The following is an 18,238-nucleotide window of genomic DNA, read 5'->3' on the forward strand; positions in this document are numbered from 1 at the left end:
CAGGCCGGGATTCAGCCGGCGGTCGGAGGATCCACCCTGAACGTGAACCCCTGCTGGACCCAGACCCCCGTGGGTATCCCCAGGGCCTTCGCCGGGGCCAAGCGCAACATCCTGGCGACATTGCTGGCAGCTCGGTCGAGCGCTTCAAAGCCGCTCGACCCCCTCACCTCATGTTTTGTGACCTTGCCGGATTCGTCAACGAACAACCAGAGGGTGACTCGGCCGCCCACACCCCTGGCTTGAAGATCCTTGGGATAGAACCACTCCAGCCATTTGGTGACGTCGCTCGGGTTTACCTGAACCGGGTCCGTGTCGAAGGGCTCGCAGCGCGGCCGGTCCGGCGGCGGAGGATGCGCCGGATCAGGCTCGAATTCCACCCACTGGGTGATCCAGGCGGCGGTTGGCTTGCCCGTGTCCATCGCAGGATCGAATTGCATCGCGCTCCCCACCTGCATCGCGGCGCAATCCAGCGCGTCGTGGCCGCTGGAGTTCCTGACGTGTCGGGTCCATCCGTTGCCCGCCGTGTCGACGCGTACCCAGACCTCGACTCTGCCTCCGATCCCGGTCGCGTGCAGTTCGGGCGGGTAGGCCTGCCGCAGTTCCATCGAGACTTCTGCCTCGTTCGCGAGGACCGGTGCCGTGTCGAATGTGGGGGGGACCTCTGGTGGGTCCGAGGACCCGGGACCGACTTGGGCCGCCGGGTTCGCGGCGCACGAGACGAGGGCCAGGCCCGTGGCTCCGGCCATGAGGAGGCGCCAGCGTGGTTCCGGCCGCATCATTCCCCCGACAGAAGGCCGCTCACGGCGCCGACGAGATCCTGGTCGGGGCCGACGCCGGTATAGGCCACCTTCCCCTCCGCGTCGAGGATGACGACGATCGAGGTCGTCGTCGCGGAATAGGCCCGCACCGCGTCGCCCGACGCGTCCCACAGGTAGGGGTACTCCGCCCCGTGCGTCTCCGCGTGCCGCCTAACGCGGCGCAGCGACTGCGCGACGGCAACCGCCACCGCGACGACGTTCACCTGCTCCCCGAAGTCGGCCTGCACCTGGTCGATCTCCGGCTGCAGCGCCTCGCACTGCTCGCACCACGAGGCCCAGAACTCGATGAGGGTGGGCTTGCCGTCGGCATAGTCGAGGAGTTGGACGTCGTTGCCGTCCAGGTCCTGGAGCGCGGCGTCCGGCGCCTCCGTCCCCATCGGCAGGCTGACCTGCCCCTCCCCGGCCTGCGCGCTCAGCGGACCCGAGCCCGCGAGCCACGCGAGCCCCGCCAAGGCTACCACGGTGTGACGCGTCCGGCGCGTCATGTTCGGATGCTTCAGATTCTTCGCGCTCACAGGAAGTATCCCGCCCGGATCAGGTAGAACTGCGCCATCCCGATCATGATGACGGCCGCGGCCCGCTTCATCCAGATCATCCACGTTCCCGACTTCGGCAGCACCGCGACCGTCCCCGAGAAGAGACCCACCGCGATGAGTACGGCGGTCATGCCGATGGAGAAGGTGAACAGGTATACGAACCCCATGAGGCCGGCCTGTTCGGCGACGACCCAGGTCAGCACGACGGCGAAGGCGGGCGCACCGCACGGCGCGGCCACTATGCCCGAGGTCGCGCCGAGCACGAACACGGCCCGGTAGGACCCGCCGCCGCGACTGCCGGCCCACGCCAGAAGCCGCTTCGGGACCGGTACCGGAAACACGTCGAGCATGAACAGGGAGAAGAGGAGGAGGAGGTTTCCGGTCGCGAACAGCGCCCAGAAGCTCGCCCCGATCGAGCCGAGCACGGTGCCGCTGAGCCCGGCGATGACGCCCAGCAGCGAATAGAGGAGCGCCAACCCCAGAGCGTAGGTCAGCGTGAGGGCGACCGTGCGCTTTCGTGGCTGATCCTCGCCCGCAGTGCCCGAGATGACCGAGAACGTGATCGGGATCATCGGCCAGACGCACGGGTTCGTGCTCGTGATCACGCCCGCCGCGAACAGCGCGCCGAGCGCGACGAACGGGTTGTCGGAGAGCGCCGGGAGGAGGCCGCCCGCCGGCTCCACCTGGAGCACCGCGAGGGCGACGGTCTCGATGGCGCCCGTCACGGCCGAGGCGGTCACGGGACCAGCGGCTCAGCGGGTGGACCGCCGAAGACGATCACGCCGTCCTTCACGACGAGATCGATCTTCCGCAGGTCGGCGATGTCGGCCAGCGGGTCGCCGTCCACGAGGATGAGGTGCGCGCGGCGCCCCGGCCGCACCGTACCGAAGTCGTCCTCCTTCCCGAGCCAGCGCGCGCCGTTCGATGTCGCGGCCCGCAGGATGGCGGCGTTCGGCACATCGGCGGCGGCATACGCCTCGAGTTCGTCGAACAGGCTCACGTTGTCCGTGCCCGCGAGCAGCGGCACTCCGATCTCGACCGCGCGGCGCACGAACTCACCCATGCGCTCGTACGCCTGCCGGGCCGTGTGGAACTGGTCGAGCGAGAAGCGTGAGCGGTCGCCGTCATCGATCTCCTGGATGAAGAGGGTGGGGTCCATCGCCGTACCCGTTTCCGCCATGAGTTCCAGCAGCGACATCACCTCGGGGCTCGCGGGATCGATCTGACTCCAGTCGGCCTGCATGCGGCCGACAGGGTTCCGGCTCCCGTCGAGCGACATGTCCCGGCCGTCCGCCTGGATCTCCGGAGGCAGGAAATCGCGCCACACCCGAATGTGGTTGAACCCGGAGATCCCGGCTTCGATCGCTTGCCGCCAGCTCGTGCGGACGCCGATGTGGCCCGTGACCGGAAGCCCCTGGACGCGCGCCTCCGCCACCACCGCGGCGAGGACGTCGGGGTCGAGGAGGAAGTACGCCTTGAGCAGGTCGACCCCCTGCGCCTTGAGCGCCCGGACCAGCGCGGGGGCGGCCGCGGGGTCGTCGATGCTCACGTCCACCATGGGGTGGTAGCCCGCCGAAGCGTCGATAAGCGGGCCGGCGGTGTACACGTCCGGACCCGCGAGCACGCCCAGCCGCACCGCATCCTTGAAGTCCATCGCGTCCTGGATCGCCGAGCCGGGGTCGCGGATCGCGGTGATCCCCGCCGCGAGCAGATCCGAGCCGGAGAGGGGCTGCCAGAAGTGACGGTGGTTGTCCATGAGGCCCGGCAGGAGCATGCGCCCGCCCCCCTCGATGACCGGCGTGCCGGCACCGACGTCGGGGAGCCCGGCATCCTCCCCCATCCGTACCTCCGTGATCCTCCCATCCTGGACGAGCACCGCCGCCGCGGAGACCGCCTCGTCGCCCGTGCCGTCGAACAGACGCACGTTCGTGATCAGCAGGTCGTCCGCCGGGGCATCGGCGACCTCGAACCGGGCCTCGAACGGAATCCCGCTCATCTCGCCGGTCCCGAGGTCGAGCCGGTGCAGCCGACGCCCGCCGAGCACGAGCAGCCAGTCGCCGGACGGGTGGAAGGCGAGCTGCTTCTGGTCGAACGGGCTCGTGTGCAAACGGCGCGGCTCGGCCCCTTCGCCGCTCATGTCCGTCACGATGATGTGGTCGACGCCGTTGTGCGTGGCGACGTGCGCCCGGCGCGATCCGTCCGGGCTCCACGCGGCGGCCATCTCCCGCTCGGGCGTGTCCGTGAGCCGCGCGAGCGACATCTCCTCGATGTCGAGCTCGTACAGATCCGTCCCGTCGAAGCGCCCCGTCTCGACGAGGAGCCGGCTCCCGTCCGGCGAGAGGGCGAACGACCACTCGTGCCAGTTCTGCGTGTGCGTGAGCTGCTCCGCCTCCCCGCCCGCCAGCGGGATGCGCCACACGTGCGCGTCGTACTGGGAGCGGTCGTCCACGAAGTAGAGCCGGTCCCCCTCCGGATCGAACTCCATGTGTCCGATCGACGACGGCACCCGGTGGAGGTAGCGGACGCCCCCCGTCGCCATGTTGCGGACGAGGAGGTCCGCCCCCTCGAGACTCCTCGCCGCGTAGGCGAGGAAGCGGCCGTCCGGTGACCACGCCGGCCGCGTGTCCCACGACGCCCCGCTCGTGAGCTGGCGCGCGGCGCCCCCCTCTACCGGGAGGAGCCAGATCTTCCCGAGGATGGAGACGGCGACCGTCGACCCGTTCGGCGAGATCGCCGGATCCCGGGCCCCGATGTCCACTGTCACGTGTGACTGCGCGTGAACCGCGCCGACGCCGAACGCCAGGCTCGCCACCACCGCGGCGAGCCCGACCTTCCGCCCTGTTCGCCCGCTGAAAGCGCTCATCCCGGCAGCTCTCCGTTCAGTTCCATGTACACGCGCTGGATCGCGCGCGGTTTCTGGCTGTCCCGCAGCGACCAGCGCTCGATGTCGCCGAAGGTCGCCGCCTCGGCCGCCGCCTCGGCACTGAGCCCTTCGCCGTGGAACCGCGTCGCCTCCTCCACGACCCGCTGCACCGCGTCCCGGAACGACACCAGCCCCGCCTCGAGGATCGCCGGCGACTCCATCACCCCGTGCCCCGGCACGTACACGTCCACGTCCATCTCCAGCGAGCGGTCCAGCATCGCCACCCACTCCGAGGGATACGCGGACCGCATGGCCGGGAAGATGTGCTTCAGGTACGTCTCGCTCATGAACAGCACCTTCCCCTCGGGCACGTACACGACGAGATCCCCGCCCGTGTGGGCGCGGCCGAGGTGAAGGAGATGGATCTCGCGGCCGCCAAGTTCGAGCACCGTATCCTCACCCACGATGTCCGTCGGGACGACGACCGACGGCGCATCCGCGGGCCGATGCGGGTTGGCCGCGCTCGCCTCCAGGATCGCCGCGGACGTGGGGTGCGCGAGGAAGCGCGCTCCCGAGGGGAAGGCGGAGTTCCCGCCCGTGTGGTCCCCATGATCGGAGGCGACGACGACATGCGTGATCGGCTGGTCGGTCAGACCGGCAATCGTGTCGACGAGGCGCTGGGTCTCCTCCACGTTCTCCTGCCCGTCCGCGACGAGCACTCCTTCCGGCGTGACGACGATGAGGCTCACCGTCGTGATGATCTCGCCCCCCGTCGGGTGGATCTGCTCGTACGCGTAGACGGCCTCCGCGACTTCGATCACGCGCGGATAATCGTCGTCCGTGTACCCGTGTTCGTACGGGTCGGACGTTTCAGGCCCCGCCGCCTCGGCCTGGGCGACCGCCGCGTCCGAGGGGGTGTCGCCGGGCGCCCCGCAGGCGACGAGGAGCGGGAGAGCAAGCCAAACAACCCGAGGAGAAGACCGCCGAACCATCGCCGTACCTCCGTGAACGAGAGAACCTGGTTCGAATCTTCTCCCATTGGGGACCGCGCCCGCCAGACCTTCACGCCTTCATCGGTACTCAGTACACGCCGGCCGGGCTGGTCCGGGGGGCGCGGGATATGCTAGCGTTGGGGGTTGGAGTCGTCTTGCCATGCTCGCGGAAACGAGGTGTCCCATGAGAAAGTCCCGATCGATCCTTCCCCTGCTCGCGCTGTTCGCCGTCTCGGCGTCGACGCTGGCGGGCCAGCAGCGGAACATGACGGCCGATGAGCGCGCACGGATGGCCGAGGAGCGCGAGCGCCGCACGCAGGAAGATCTCGTGTCTGAGCGGCCGATCGAGGCGTTCGACACCGTGTGGATCGAGGAGATGACGTGGATGGAGGTCCGGGACGCGATGGCGGCCGGGAAGACCACCGCGATCATCACGACGGGCGGGATCGAGCAGAACGGCCCGTATCTCGCCACCGGCAAGCACAACTACGTGCTGCAGGGCGCCTGCGAGGGCGTGGCCCGAGAACTCGGGAACGCGCTGTGCGCGCCGATCATCAAGCTCGTGCCCGAGGGCGACATCGATGAGCCGTCGAGCCACATGCGGTATCCGGGCACGATCAGCCTCCGCCAGGAGACGTTCGAGGCGGTGCTCGATGACGTGGCCTCGAGCCTCAGGGCGCACGGCTTCGAGCACGTCATCCTGTTCGGCGACAGCGGCGGGAACCAGTCGGGCATGGAGGCGGTCGCGGCGCGCCTGAACGAGCGTTGGCATGACGCGCAGGCGCATTTCATCCCGGAATTCTACCGCTACCGCGATGTCCACGAGTGGATGAACACCGAACTCGGCATCTTCGAGACGGCTCCCGAGGGGCTCCACGATGACTTCGTGATCACCGCGATCATGATGGTGGAGGACCCGGCCATGGTGCGCTACGACGAGCGTGTCGCGGCGGGGAGGGCCAGCATCAACGGCGTCCCCATCGCCCCCAAGGAGGAAGCCATCGCCACGGGCAAGAAGCTGCTCCGCTTCCGGGTCGAGGAGACCGTTAAGGCGATCCGCGCCTCGATCGAGGCCGGCATGGCGGAAGCGGGCCGATGAGACCTGCCCGCATGCTGGCGGCGGTCGCCCTCGCGGCGCTCGTCGCCGAGGCTCTGCCGCTCGCGGCGCAGGTTCCGCTCGGAAACCGCAGCGGCCGGGGTCAGACGGTGACCCCCGCCTACGAGGGCTGGTACGAGAACACCGACGGCACGCTGTCGCTCTCGTTCGGATACATGAACCGCAACTTCGAGGAGACCGTCGAGGTCCCGCTCGGGCCCGACAACCTGATCGAACCGGCGGACTTCCAGGGAGGCCAGCCCACCCACTTCGCCCCGCGGCGCCACTTCGGCGTCTTCGTGGTCAGGGTGCCGGCGGACTTCGGCGACGAGAAGGTCTACTGGACGCTCAGGATGCGGGGCCAGACGTTCCGCGTCCCCGGACATCTCCACACGGACTGGAAGATCGACGCCCTCAAGGGCGAAGCCGGCGGCGGCAACACGCCGCCGGTCCTCCGCTTCGAAGCCGACGGCGCGAAGGGTGCCGGACCCGCGGGCGTGTGGGGACAGCCGCTCTCCGCCCGGGCCGGGGAGCCATTCCCGGTCACGGTCCTCGCGCGCGATGACGGCGTCGGACGCAACGCGTTCACGGCAGGGACGCCGGCCGGGTCACCGGTCAACCTCACCTGGTTCAAACACCAGGGCCCCGGCGCCGTGGAGTTCGGCGAGCCGACCGCCCGCGTGCCGGCGAGCGGGGGCGAGGCGTCGACGACGGTCGCCTTCGGCGAGCCGGGAGAATACATACTGCGCGTCCGCGCGAACGACGGGTCGGGCGTGGCTGCCGCGGGGCACGCGCAGTGCTGTTGGACCAACGGGTTCGTGCGTGTCACGGTCAGCCCGTGACGCGCCGGGGCGGGGGCGGACGACCGAGGAGCATGAGCCGAACCAGAGGAGCACGACGATGAGACACCACACACCGGCCTCCCTCACGCGAGCGGCCCTGGCGTTCGGCGCGGCGCTCGGCGCCCTGAGCGCCGCGGTCCCGGCAAACGCGCAGGAGAACGGGCAGGAGAACGGGCACGCGGAGGTGACGTTCAACCGCGACGTGATGCCCATCCTCCAGGCCAACTGCCAGGAGTGTCACCAGGAGGGCTCCATCGCCCCCATGCCGCTGCTCACATACCGGGACGCATACCGCTGGGCATCGGGGATCCGCGACAAGGTCTCGAACCGCATCATGCCCCCCTGGCACCTCGATCCGACCGTCGGGATCCAGGAGTTCAGGAACGACCGCAGCCTGTCGAGCGACGAGATCGGGACCATCCTCGCGTGGATCGACGGGGGGAGGGTGGAGGGCGATCCGGCCGACCTGCCGCCGCCCGCCGAGTTCCCCGACCCGAACGAGTGGCGGCTCATCGACGAGTTCGGAGAGCCCGATCTGGTCATCGCTTCCGAGCCCTACACCCTGGAGGCGGTGACGATGGACAAGTGGTTCCGGCCCGTGACGCCGAGCGGCCTCACCGAGCCGCGCTGGGTGAAGGCGATCGAGATCAAGCCCGCCGGCAACGACGCCCGCACGATCACGCACCACGTCCTCGCGTTCCTCCAGCAGGACGAAGAGGAAAGCCCGATGAGCGCCGGGATCGTCGAGGCGAGCACGCGCGGAGGCGCGATGGGGGGTGCCGGTCTGTTCATGGAATGGGCCGTCGGCAAGGACGGCGAGATCTTCCCCGAGGGCGCCGGCAAGATCATGCTGCCGGACTCCCGGATCAGGTGGGAAGTACACATGCACGCCATGGGCAAGCGGGTCGAGGACAGCTACGTCGAACTCGGCGTGTGGTTCTATCCTAAGGGGGAGGAGCCCCGAAACCGCACGCGGCTCATGTTCTGCAACGCCAGCGGGCCGACCGGCCTGGACATTCCCCCGGGCGAGGTCGCCGTCACGCAGGATTTCCGCACCCTGCGCTGGCCCGCGCGTCTGGAGAACTTCCAGCCGCACATGCACATGCGCGGCAAGGCGATGTCACTCGAAGCGATCTACCCGGACGGCCGGAAGGAGTTGATCAACCAGGTCGACAACTTCCAGTGGAACTGGCACATCAACTACATCTACGAGGACGACGCCGCCCCCCTGCTCCCCGCGGGAACCACGCTCGTCATCACCGCCTGGCACGACAACACGCCGGAGAATCCGAACAACCCCGACCCTGAGCAGTGGGTCGACTGGGGCGACCGGACGGTGGATGAGATGGCCCACCTGTGGGTCGACGTGACCTATCTCGACCCCGCGGAATTCGAGACGCTCGTCGCCGCCCGGGAAGAAGCGCGGCGCGGTGCCGAGGCGGAAACCAACAGTTCGGGCCGGTAGGCGGCCGCCCGAAGCCGGGCCGGAAACCGAAGCCGATGGCCGCGACTGGTCCGGGCCTCACGCCCATGCTCGTCGTGCGTGACGTGGCGGTGAGCTCAGCCTGGTACGTGGAGCTGTTCGGCTTCGCGAGCGGCCACGGCGGCGACGAGTTCGAGATGCTCATGGGGCCGGACGGCGGGTTGGAACTCATGCTCCACCACGGCGAGTTTGAGGCCCACCCCGGCATGACGGATCCGGAGGGGGGGACGCCGGGCCGGGGCGTCCTCTTCTATTACCGGACGGAGGATGCGCAGGCCGTGTTCGACCGCGCCCGGGCGATGGGAGCCGACCTCCTCGACGAACCGCACCTCAACCCGAACGCACGCGCGATCGAGTTCACCCTCCGGGACCCCGACGGCTACCCGATCTCCGTCTCCCAACGGATTGTCGCGTAGGGACTAACAGGTCCAGGGGGTTCGCCTTCATCCGGCTGCGGTGCCCCGTGTGGTACTTTGCATGGTACCATTGTTCGGTTATTTTGCTCGCCCATGCGAACCAAACACCGCAAGACCTTGGCGCGCGTCCACCGGAATCCGACGCCGCCGGATCTCCGGTGGGACGACATTCAGACGATGCTGCAAGGCCTACGGCGTCGAGGTGGTGGAGCGCTCTGGGTCGCGGGTCGGACTCGGGGGTGGAGCCATGATGGAATACAGGGGATATCTGGCTGCGCTAGAGTTCGATGATTCGAGCGACACCCTCCACGGGCGAGTCAACAACAGCGGCCCGTATCCGATCGCGACGTTCGAGGCGACGGACACGACGCAGCTACGCCGGGAGTTTCGCCGCTCCATCGATGAATACCTCGCCTGGTGCGAGGAAGACGGGGTCGAGCCGAAGAGGCCTTAGCAGCTGAGGCATTTGTTGTTGTTCTTCGCGCCCATGCCCTCGAGGAGGGCGATGGTCTCAAAGAACGGCTGTACGCGCTGGATCGGCCCGTTCGCCATGTCGACCGTCGTCTGGCCGGAGCGAGCCACGATCAGCGGCTCAGCGCCCTTGCTGACCAGGTACTCGATAAGCTCGTTGTCGCCGCGCGCCGCGGCGTAGTGGAGCGCACCGAAGCCGTCGGAGTCCCGGCCGTTGACGTCCGCGCCCAACTCCTCGACGAGATACTTCGCCGTGGCCAGCCAGCTGCCCGGCGCGTGACGGTGCTGATTTCCCGTGCGTGAGCGCCCGTAGCCGTAGCCTGCCGCCACGACGAGCGGCGGGATACCCGGTCCGCCGACCTCGACCGGAAGCAGTCCGCTGGGATCCTCCTCCTCCTCCTCTTCTTCATCATCATCATCGGAGGGGCGTCGTCGGCGCTGGCGCTCGGGCGGCTTCGAGGACGGCATGTGGGGGTCGGCCCCGGCCGCCACCAGCAGGCGCATCGCCGGGATGTCGAGCGCCTTCGCGGCCCGCCAGAAGGGCGCCGCCCCGCTGAAGTTCACCCCCAGCAGGTCGAAGTTGTACGCGGAATACCAGATATGCGTATTCACGCGGGCGTTCGGGTCCGCCCCCGCGGCCAGGAGCATCTCCATCAGCTCCATGTAGTCGAGTTCCTGCTGACGGAACGCGGTGGGCTGCGGGTAGAGAGCCTTGGGCGCCCAGCGGTTGGCGACCGTCGCGTACAGCGGCGCGACCCCGTCCTCGCTGGCCAGGTTCGGGTCCGCGCCCTGCGCGAGCAGGTAGGCGGCGAGGTCGTAGTGCCCGTTAACGGTGGCGACGACGAGCGGCGTGCTCTCGTCGCCCTCCGTCCTCCCGTCGATGTCGGCGCCCGCCGCGAGGAGGGCCTTCACGGTCTCGAAATGGCCTTCGCGAACCGCGTAATGCAGCGCCGTCATCCCGCCCTGCTTGCCGACGATATCGGAGTAGCCCAACGGCCGAGGCGCGGGTTTCGTCTCTTCTTCCTTCTCCTCGGCCTCTTCGGCTTCCGCGGGCTCCTCGGCTTCCGCGGGCTCCTCGGCGGCTTCCTCCTCTTCGGTTTCTTCGGCCGACTCCTCTTCAGGCGCGGCCTCCTCGGCTTCTTCGGCCGCTTCGGGGGGATCCTCGCCCTGGGCGCCCTCGGGCTGCTCCGCCGGCGTCTCGTCGGGCGCGGCGGCCGCGGGCTCCTGGCCGGGCGTAGTACCCGCACCCTGCGTCGCAGGGGCCTTGGCTGTTCCATCCCGGTTCGCCCGATCCGCGGCCTCCCGCCGGGTCGGTTCCTGCCCGGAGGGCGTGTCCGTGCGGGTCGCGGCACCCACCTCCACAGTTTCCCCGCGGGCTTCCGCTTCGGCCTTCCGGATCGCCGCCAGAACGTCCTGGCGCCGGCCGCGGGCCTCGCTGTCGTAGCGCGACTTCTCGACGAAGTCCACGACGCGGGACGGAACCGACACGTCCGCGCCGTTCGCGATCAGCGCGTGCGCCGCTTCGAGACGGCCGGCCGCGGCCGCGAAGATGAGCGGGGTCTGACCGTTTGCCTCCTCCCGCGCGTCGATTTCCGCCCCGGCCTCCAGCAGACTCGTGAGCGCCGACACGTCTCCTCCGGCGGCCGCGAAGTGGAGGGGGCTGACGCCGGTCGTCGTCGCCCCGTTCGGGTCGCTGCCGGCGTCGAGCAGGAGGGCGACCGCCTCCGCGCGGCCGTCCCGGCTCGCGAGGTGCAGCGGCGTGTAGGCACCCAGCCGCGTCGTCGACGCGACGCGGGCCCCGGCGTAGATGAGCACCGACACCATATCGGCGTCGCCCCGCAGCGCCGCCCAGTGGAGCGCGGTCATGCCGTCGCCCTGGGCCGCGTTCACATCGGCCCCGTCCCGCAGGAGCGTCCGCACCGCCTCGATGTCGCCTCGCGCCGCCGCCTCGGCGACGGGTGCGTCCATCGCCGTCGCGGCCCACAGCGTGGTCGCGCCCAACGCGACGAGGACGCTCGCCCGAAGGCCGGCCTTCCCGAATTTCTTCAACATGGATCTGTCCTCCGACCCGTCCTCCGGCTCAGTCCTGCGAGACCGCCGAGAATGAGAAGTCGCCGGTGCTGTCGCCGAAGCGCTCAATGTCGTCCATGCCGAGTTTGTGCATCAGGCTCAGCATCACGTTGGCCATCGGCGTCCCGTCCGGCGCCTTGATGTGCATGTTGCCCTCGAGTTCGCCGCCGGCCCCGCCCACCACGAACAGCGGGCAACGCTTGTGATTGTGCAGGTTCGAGTCTCCCATGGGCGAGCCGTACAGGATCATGGTCTTGTCGAGCAGGTTCCCGTCGGGCTCTTCGATGCTGGCCAGCTTCTCGAGCAGGTACGGCAGCATGCTGACGTGGTAGCGGTTGATCTGCGCGTACTCGGTCACGCGTTCCTCGCGGCCGCCGTGGTGCGAGGCCGGGTGGAACGCCGAGTCGATGCCACTGCCCGGGTAGACGCGGCCGGATCCGTCACGGCCCAGCTTGAACGAGAACACCCGCGTCAGGTCCGACTGGAAGGCCATGGCCTGCAGGTCGAACATGAGGTGCACATGTTCCGCGAAGTCGTCCGGCACGCCGGGTGGCGCCTCGGGGATCGCACGTACCTCCCCGCTCGCGTTGTGCGCCTCGATGCGCTGGATGCGCCGTTCGATCTCGCGAATGTTGTCGAGATACTGGTCGAGCCGCCGCTGGTCCGTGGCGCCCAGATCACGCTTCAGGCCCGTGACCTCGGCCATGATCCAGTCGAGGATGCTGCGGTCGGTGCGCCGCCGCCGGGCCCGGTCCTCCGCCGTCCCGCCGGCCCCGAACAGCTGATCGAACGCGGCCCGCGGGTCGCGGATCATGGGAAGCGGCTCCGTCGGCGACGCCCAGCTGATCGTGTCCGTGTACACGCAGGCGTATCCGTACGCGCACCCGCCGGCTTGGTCCACGTTCTCGATGCAGAGCTGCATGGACGGGATCGGCGTGTCCTGCCCGAAGCGCTGCGCGTAGTACTGATCCATCGAGGTGCCCACGAACACGTCGGAGCCCTCGGTCTGCTTCGGGTGGGTCTGCGTGAGGAACGCGGCGCTGGACCGGAAGTGGTCGCCGCCGATCTCCTTCGCCGTCCGCGCCTCCGCCGACTCGATGTCGGTGTTGGAGACGATCGTGAGGTAGTCGCGCCAGGGCTCGAGCGGACTCAGGCTGCTCGGCGAGAGATCAAAATCGCGACCCACCTTCTCGGGCGACCACATGAACTGTGAGGCCCCCCACTCGTTACAGCCGGCGGCGCCGTGCACCATCTCGATGCCGATAAACCGCTTCACGTCGGTCAACGACCGGGTCGCAGCCCACAGCCGGCCGGCCGGCAGCATCGCATCCAGGAACGGCAGCGCCACCGTAGCACCCAACCCCTTGAGGGCGGTGCGGCGGGACATGTGCTTGCCTGTGATGACGTCCATGCTCACTCCTCCTGATCTGTTCTGGCCTGGCAGCCCGTCAGCGCTGGCCATCCGCGTCGATATCGTCTTCGGTCACCATCTCCACGGCGCTCATCTGGAAGGGCGCGCTCTTCACGACCTCCATGATGAACGACGTCATCCGATAATCATCGGCCTTCGCCACGCGCGCGATCTCCCGCACCGTGGGCATGTCGTAATAGTCGATCCGCCGGCCCAGCGCGTACGCCATGAGGTTCTCGATAAAGGTCCGGACGAGCGAGTGCTCGCGTACAAGCAGCGCCGCTCGCAGGTCCGCGGCGCTCCGGATCGGAGTCCCGTCGTAGAGTTCGCCCGTCGTGTCCACCGCGCGGCCCTGTTCCTTGATCCGCCACGCCCCGGTCACGTCGAAGTTCTCCAGCGCGAGGCCGATCGGATCGATCACCCGATGACACGACCGGCAGGCCGGGTTCGACCGGTGCATCTCCATCCGCTCCCGCACCGTGAGGAACCTTCCGTCCTCCGCCTCGTCCGTCGCCTCCAGGTCGGGCACGTCCGGCGGAGGCGGGGGTGGCGGACTGCCGAGCAGCACCTCCATCACCCACTTGCCGCGCAACACCGCCGACGTACGGTCCGCGTGCGACGTCAGGGTGAGGATGCTCCCGTGCCCCAGCAGGCCGCGGCGGGCTTCGTCCGGGATCTCGACCCGGCGGAAGTCTTCGCCCGTCACGCCCGGAATGCCGTAGTGCCGCGCGAGCCGTTCATTCGCGAAGGTGTAGTCCGCGGTCAGCAACTCGAAGAAAGGCGCGTCCGAGCGCACGAGGTGCTCGAAGAAGAGTTCCGTCTCCCGCAGCATCGCTTCAACGAGGCGGTGATCCCAATACGGGTAGAGAAGGGCATCCGGGTGGATCTTCTCCAGATCCTGCAAGCGGAACCACTGCGACGCGAAGCGCGTGGCCAGGGCCCCCGAGCGCGGATCGTCGAGGAGACGCCGCGCCTGCGCTTCGAGGACCGCCGGATCCGAGAGACGGCCCGCTTCGGCCAAATCGACCAACTCTTCGTCCGGGTACGTGCCCCAGAGGAAGTAGGAGAGCCGCGTGGCGAGGTTGATGTCGCTCAGGCGATAAACGTCGCCGGGCTTCGCGTCCGCCGGCACTTCCTCGAGACGGAAGACGAAGTGCGGGCTCGCGAGGATGGCCTGGAGCGCGGTGCGAACCCCGACCTCGAAGCCGCCGTCCTCGACGCCGAGGTCGAAGAACACCATCAGGTCGTCGACGTCGTCCGCTTCCAGCGCGCGGCGATAGGCCGCGGCGGCGAGCGTGGCGATGATCTCGCGCGCGCAGGGCCGCTCCTCTCCGGGCGCCGTGGGACGGCACGAAAAGACCCGCTTGCGGCTCGGCGTCCCCGAGACGCCTGTGACCGTGAATGGACCCGTGACGATGAAGTCGCGCAGGTGCGGGAGCGTCGTCACGCCGTACGCGCTGCCGATGTTCGAGTCGGCCAGCTTGTAGTCGATCGGCTTGATGAGGTCGTTGTCCGGGCCCTCCGCGTTGAGGAGGAAGGCCGCCGTCACCCTCTGCGGGCCCGCCCGCACGTGGATCGGCTCGGTCTCGAGCACCATCCCCCGCGGGTCGGACTCCGACATGAACGGGTCGACGTCGAGCAGCGCCACGCGCCCGCCGTTGACCGAGACCTCGATCTTCTCATCGGACGCGGTCATCCCGTACAGGAAACCCGTGGGGCCGGGGTGCATGTCCATCTTGAACACGTACTCGCCGTCCGCCGGGAAGATGTGGATGACGGAGATCCCGCCCCGCGTGCCGAACGGCGCGCCCTCTGCCCGCACCGCCTGGGAGGCCGTCTTCGGCACCTTGTAGGTGACCTGGCGCGGGCCCGCACCCGGGTCCCCTATCGCCATGCGGCTGATCTCGCCCGCCGCCCGCAGGTAACCCTCCATGAGCGTGGCGGACATCATCTGCACGTCGGCGATGTTGTCGAAGTTGTCGCTGATCGTCTCGGTGGGCAGGAACGCGCTGAGGTCGATGTCGAGGTCCAGCAGATCCTGGACCGCGCGCCGGTACTCGGGCCGGTTCAAGCGCTGGAAGGTCCGCGTACCCGGGTTCGGGTTCCCGCCGGCCGCCGCGTCCACCCGCGTCTCGAGTTCCTCGACCATCGCCGTCATCGTGGCCTCATCGGGCCGCCGGATTCCGGGCGGCGGCATCATGCCGGCGCGGAGCTTCCGGATCATCTTCTCGGCGGTCTCGGCGCTGGCCGGGGCCTGCGTGGCGTCGAACTCGAGGAACGAGAGGCTCCCGGCCCTGCGAGTGTCGTTGTGGCAGCGGACGCATACGGTCTGGATGACGGAGTTCGCCACGGTGTCGGGCGCGGGGGCGACCGCGAGCGCGTGCGAGGGACCGCCCAGGGGCGCATCCTCGCCTGTAACGACGAGATACAGCGCCGCCGTACCCAGAGCCGCGATCGCAAACTTCTTCATGAAGACCTCACCGGCTGTCGCCCGAATCCTACTGGGCAAACACCGCGACCTGGCGCGGCGTTTGGACGCACCACCCCACCCCCGCACCCAGCCAGAGCAAGATAGAGTTCCCGGCGGCCGATTCGCCAGCCGCGTCGGGCGCCCGGCTGCCCGGGTTCCCTACTCCGGGGAGCCGCGTGACTCGAGGTAATCGCGGCCGGCGGACATCAGGGCCACGAAGGCGCCCTCATCCCCGGCTTCGACCGTCTCCCGCACCCGTTCGGCGGCTTCCACGAGTTCCCGCAACGCGATGTCGCCGTACTCGTTCAACGACTGGATCTCGAAGTACATGTGCGGATTTTCGCCTGCCAGCCTGCGGGCCACGTCCAGCTGAGCCTCGAACGTCGTGCTCGACACGTCCGCGAGGCGGGGCGCCGTCTCGCCGGAGCCCGCCAACGCCGTGAAGAAGGCGATGTTGAGCGCGTGGGAGAGGCCGAGGACGAAGGCGATCACGCGGTCGTGGCTCTCCAGATCCATCCGCACCCGCGTCGCCATCGTCGAGGCGAAGAGCGCTTCGGCCTCCTCGGTGGCCTCCCGGCAACCCACGTCCACGAAGATCACCTGCTCGCCGGAGAGAAGTTCGGTGTCCGGACCGAACATCGGGTGCACCGAGGTGACCCGGACGCCGGCCCGCACCAGCGCCGCGAGGCCGGATCGCAGCGGACTCTTGAGCGATCCGATGTCGAACACCAGACCCGGCGGCCCGATCTCCGCCAGCCGTTCGAGAATCGCGTTCGCGGCGATCATGGGCGTCGCCACGACGATGAGGTCGTGGTCGAGCGCGGTCTCGGCCCAGTCCGCGTGGTCCCCCCCATCGGGGTCGCCGGTCTCCACCTCGAACCCCTGGGAGGAGAGGAAGCGGACGAACCAGCCGCCCATCTTGCCCGAACCTCCGATGATGAGCGCCCGCTTGCCGCCGCCCCTCGCCGCCGCCGCGACGCTGCCCCGCTCCTGCACGGCGAGCGAGGAACGGATCAGGGAGAGCACGAGGTCTTCGGCCAGCCGGGGCGAGAACCCCAGGTCGCGCGCGGCCGCCCGGGCGCGCTCGATGACCACCTTCTCCTGCCGGTAGTCGCGCGTCGGCGTCTGCGCGGCGCGCTTACGCTCCCCGATGCTCGCGGACACCCTCTGCCGGCGGGCCACCAATTCAAGCAGCTCACGGTCGATGCGCGCGAGTTCATCCCTGAGGTGACCGAGGTCCGACAACGGTGGCTTCCGGTCCCTATCCGCCCGCGATGACGCGGATCGTCTGGCGGAGCGCGATCCAGCTCACGTACGCCAGCAGTGGCGGAGACACGTAGCGGATGAGGAATCGCGCCACGGGGATCAGGCGCTCGAAGGTGGGCGAAGCCCCAACGCGGAGTTCCGCCTCCGGGTTCTTCATCACCCAGCCCGCGATCACCGCCATGGCGAGGACGCCGAGCACGGTGAGGAGTTCCGCCGCCACCTGGTCCATGATGCCGAGCGCCCCGAGCGACAGCGCGGGCACGATCCCGATCGCCGCCACCACGAGCCCCGAGGTCAGCGTCGCACGGCGCCGCGTCCAGCCTCGCTCGTCGATGAGGATGGATGTCGCCACCTCGAGGAGCGATACGGCGGAGGTGATGGCCGCCACGATCACGGCGATGAAGAACAGCGTGCCCACGACCCGGCCCAGCGCCTCCATCTGCGCGAACGCGGTCGGGAGCGAGATGAAGAGGACGCCCAGCGTGCTCTCGCCGACATCCTCCGACAACCCGAGCCCGAACACGATCGGGAAGACGACGAGCCCCGCCACGAAGGCGACGGAGAAGTCCGAGAGGGCGATGACGGCGCTTTCGCGGCCGAGGTTCGTGCTCTTGGAGAGGTACGAGGAATAGGTGACCATGATCCCCATCCCCACGCTCAGCGAGTAGAAGGCGTGGGCGGCCGCGCCCTGCAGCACGACCGGATCCAGCAGTTCATGCAGCGACGGGGAGAGATAGAACCGGTATCCCTCCGCGGCCCCGGGGAGCGTCGCGGCCCAGATGGCGAGACCGATGAGGAGGATGAATAGGAGCGGCATGAGCAGCATGCTGGCCCGCTCGATCCCCCTGCGGACCCCGAACGCGACGATCCCCACCGTGGCCCCGATCGACACGAGATGGAACACGACCGCCGAGGGTCCCGACGCGATGGCCGCGTATCGCGCCGCGGCGTCGGCATGGAATCCGGTCGTCAGTCCGTCGAGGGCGTAGCGGAGGGCCCAGCCCGTGATCACGGACAAGTAGGCGAAGATCACGGTCGAGGTGACCAGGAAGAGGAGCCCGACCGCGGCCCAGCGTCCGCCGCCGACGGACCGCAGCGCCCCGATCGCCGACTGCCGGGCCCGCCGCCCCACGGCGAACTCCGCCAGCATCATCGGCACGCCGATGAGGAAGGCCATGCACACGTAGGCGACGAGGAAGGCGGCGCCCCCGCCCTCCGCCGTTTGATACGGGAAGCGCCACATGTTCCCCAGCCCGACCGCGGACCCCACCGCGGCGAGCACGAAACCGGCGCGCGTGCCGAAGCGCTCGCGAGCGGATTTCGAAGGGTCCGATGACTGGTTCAAGTGGCGCATCCTCGGCCGGATGTCCGTGCGGGGCGGGAGCGTTCAGTGTCGCCGACCACTGCCGTCAGCCGCAAGCTCCGCACGTCGGCTCGAAGCAGACCAGCGTCGTCAGCTCCCGTCCTCAGCTACTGCGGACCCCTACCGCATCTCCATCTATCG

The 18,238-nt window shown here is 69.1% G+C and carries 15 protein-coding genes; 5 read left to right on the top strand and 10 right to left on the bottom strand.

Annotation, left to right across the window (positions count from 1 at the left end; genetic code table 11):
* Positions 1–11: 11 nt before the first annotated feature.
* Genes ACPXY0_RS15215 through ACPXY0_RS15235 form a run of 5 tightly spaced genes read right to left on the bottom strand, consistent with a single transcriptional unit; the run spans position 12 to position 5,209 of the window.
* Positions 12–776, bottom strand: a complete 765-nt coding sequence (locus tag ACPXY0_RS15215; RefSeq protein ID WP_423925981.1) for an energy transducer TonB — start codon at positions 774–776, stop codon at positions 12–14.
* Complete coding sequence (locus ACPXY0_RS15220) at positions 776–1,333, bottom strand: TlpA family protein disulfide reductase (protein ID WP_423925983.1); 558 nt, start codon at positions 1,331–1,333, stop codon at positions 776–778. The genes ACPXY0_RS15215 and ACPXY0_RS15220 overlap by 1 nt, the downstream gene beginning before the upstream one ends.
* Positions 1,330–2,094 carry a cytochrome c biogenesis protein CcdA gene (locus ACPXY0_RS15225; protein WP_423925985.1) on the bottom strand — a complete coding sequence of 255 codons (765 nt, stop codon included), beginning with the start codon at positions 2,092–2,094 and terminating at the stop codon, positions 1,330–1,332. The genes ACPXY0_RS15220 and ACPXY0_RS15225 overlap by 4 nt, the downstream gene beginning before the upstream one ends.
* A complete protein-coding gene (locus tag ACPXY0_RS15230; RefSeq protein ID WP_423925987.1) occupies positions 2,091–4,217 on the bottom strand; it encodes an amidohydrolase family protein in 2,127 nt (708 codons plus the stop codon). Before ACPXY0_RS15230 ends, ACPXY0_RS15225 begins: the two co-directional genes overlap by 4 nt.
* The gene (locus tag ACPXY0_RS15235) at positions 4,214–5,209 is read right to left on the bottom strand and encodes an MBL fold metallo-hydrolase (RefSeq protein ID WP_423925989.1); all 996 of its coding nucleotides are present in this window, start codon (positions 5,207–5,209) and stop codon (positions 4,214–4,216) included. The genes ACPXY0_RS15230 and ACPXY0_RS15235 overlap by 4 nt, the downstream gene beginning before the upstream one ends.
* 184 nt (positions 5,210–5,393) lie before the next feature.
* Between ACPXY0_RS15235 and ACPXY0_RS15240 the strand changes: the two genes are divergently transcribed.
* From ACPXY0_RS15240 to ACPXY0_RS15260, 5 genes are all read left to right on the top strand, one after another.
* Positions 5,394–6,308, top strand: coding sequence for a creatininase family protein (locus ACPXY0_RS15240; protein WP_423925991.1), 915 nt, complete (start codon positions 5,394–5,396; stop codon positions 6,306–6,308).
* Positions 6,305–7,147 carry a hypothetical protein gene (locus ACPXY0_RS15245; RefSeq protein ID WP_423925993.1) on the top strand — a complete coding sequence of 281 codons (843 nt, stop codon included), beginning with the start codon at positions 6,305–6,307 and terminating at the stop codon, positions 7,145–7,147. The genes ACPXY0_RS15240 and ACPXY0_RS15245 overlap by 4 nt, the downstream gene beginning before the upstream one ends.
* A 58-nt stretch (positions 7,148–7,205) precedes the next feature.
* Entirely contained in the window at positions 7,206–8,612 is a 1,407-nt protein-coding gene (locus tag ACPXY0_RS15250) for a hypothetical protein (protein ID WP_423925995.1), read from the top strand.
* Between the two features lie 35 nt (positions 8,613–8,647).
* The gene (locus tag ACPXY0_RS15255; RefSeq protein WP_423925997.1) at positions 8,648–9,046 is read left to right on the top strand and encodes a VOC family protein; all 399 of its coding nucleotides are present in this window, start codon (positions 8,648–8,650) and stop codon (positions 9,044–9,046) included.
* Between the two features lie 250 nt (positions 9,047–9,296).
* Positions 9,297–9,500 (top strand): hypothetical protein, encoded by a 204-nt coding sequence (locus ACPXY0_RS15260; RefSeq protein ID WP_423925999.1) that lies wholly within the window; start codon positions 9,297–9,299, stop codon positions 9,498–9,500.
* Here the strand turns inward: ACPXY0_RS15260 and ACPXY0_RS15265 are convergent.
* The 5 genes from ACPXY0_RS15265 to ACPXY0_RS15285 form a co-directional block, all read right to left on the bottom strand.
* A complete protein-coding gene (locus tag ACPXY0_RS15265; protein ID WP_423926001.1) occupies positions 9,497–11,569 on the bottom strand; it encodes an ankyrin repeat domain-containing protein in 2,073 nt (690 codons plus the stop codon). The two genes, ACPXY0_RS15260 and ACPXY0_RS15265, sit on opposite strands and share 4 nt — an antisense overlap.
* 28 nt (positions 11,570–11,597) lie before the next feature.
* Positions 11,598–12,998, bottom strand: a complete 1,401-nt coding sequence (locus ACPXY0_RS15270) for a DUF1552 domain-containing protein (protein WP_423926003.1) — start codon at positions 12,996–12,998, stop codon at positions 11,598–11,600.
* A 37-nt stretch (positions 12,999–13,035) separates the two neighbouring features.
* Positions 13,036–15,468 (bottom strand): DUF1592 domain-containing protein, encoded by a 2,433-nt coding sequence (locus ACPXY0_RS15275; RefSeq protein ID WP_423926005.1) that lies wholly within the window; start codon positions 15,466–15,468, stop codon positions 13,036–13,038.
* Positions 15,469–15,627: 159 nt separating this feature from the next.
* Positions 15,628–16,713: a prephenate dehydrogenase/arogenate dehydrogenase family protein gene (locus ACPXY0_RS15280; RefSeq protein ID WP_423926007.1), complete on the bottom strand. Its 1,086-nt coding sequence runs from the start codon at positions 16,711–16,713 to the stop codon at positions 15,628–15,630.
* 16 nt (positions 16,714–16,729) lie between these two features.
* Entirely contained in the window at positions 16,730–18,079 is a 1,350-nt protein-coding gene (locus ACPXY0_RS15285) for a sodium-dependent transporter (RefSeq protein WP_423926009.1), read from the bottom strand.
* Positions 18,080–18,238: the final 159 nt, after the last annotated feature.

The sequence above is a fragment of the Candidatus Palauibacter sp. genome (genome assembly GCF_965237495.1).
GTDB lineage: Bacteria > Gemmatimonadota > Gemmatimonadetes > Palauibacterales > Palauibacteraceae > Palauibacter.

Coding starts and splice junctions, on each gene's coding strand:
- ACPXY0_RS15215 (WP_423925981.1), bottom strand. CDS start 776: ATGCGGCCGGAACCACGCTGGCGCCTCCTCATGGCCGGAGCCACGGGC.
- ACPXY0_RS15230 (WP_423925987.1), bottom strand. CDS start 4,217: ATGAGCGCTTTCAGCGGGCGAACAGGGCGGAAGGTCGGGCTCGCCGCG.
- ACPXY0_RS15235 (WP_423925989.1), bottom strand. CDS start 5,209: ATGGTTCGGCGGTCTTCTCCTCGGGTTGTTTGGCTTGCTCTCCCGCTC.
- ACPXY0_RS15240 (WP_423925991.1), top strand. CDS start 5,394: ATGAGAAAGTCCCGATCGATCCTTCCCCTGCTCGCGCTGTTCGCCGTC.
- ACPXY0_RS15245 (WP_423925993.1), top strand. CDS start 6,305: ATGAGACCTGCCCGCATGCTGGCGGCGGTCGCCCTCGCGGCGCTCGTC.
- ACPXY0_RS15250 (WP_423925995.1), top strand. CDS start 7,206: ATGAGACACCACACACCGGCCTCCCTCACGCGAGCGGCCCTGGCGTTC.
- ACPXY0_RS15255 (WP_423925997.1), top strand. CDS start 8,648: ATGGCCGCGACTGGTCCGGGCCTCACGCCCATGCTCGTCGTGCGTGAC.
- ACPXY0_RS15260 (WP_423925999.1), top strand. CDS start 9,297: ATGGAATACAGGGGATATCTGGCTGCGCTAGAGTTCGATGATTCGAGC.
- ACPXY0_RS15265 (WP_423926001.1), bottom strand. CDS start 11,569: ATGTTGAAGAAATTCGGGAAGGCCGGCCTTCGGGCGAGCGTCCTCGTC.
- ACPXY0_RS15270 (WP_423926003.1), bottom strand. CDS start 12,998: ATGGACGTCATCACAGGCAAGCACATGTCCCGCCGCACCGCCCTCAAG.
- ACPXY0_RS15275 (WP_423926005.1), bottom strand. CDS start 15,468: ATGAAGAAGTTTGCGATCGCGGCTCTGGGTACGGCGGCGCTGTATCTC.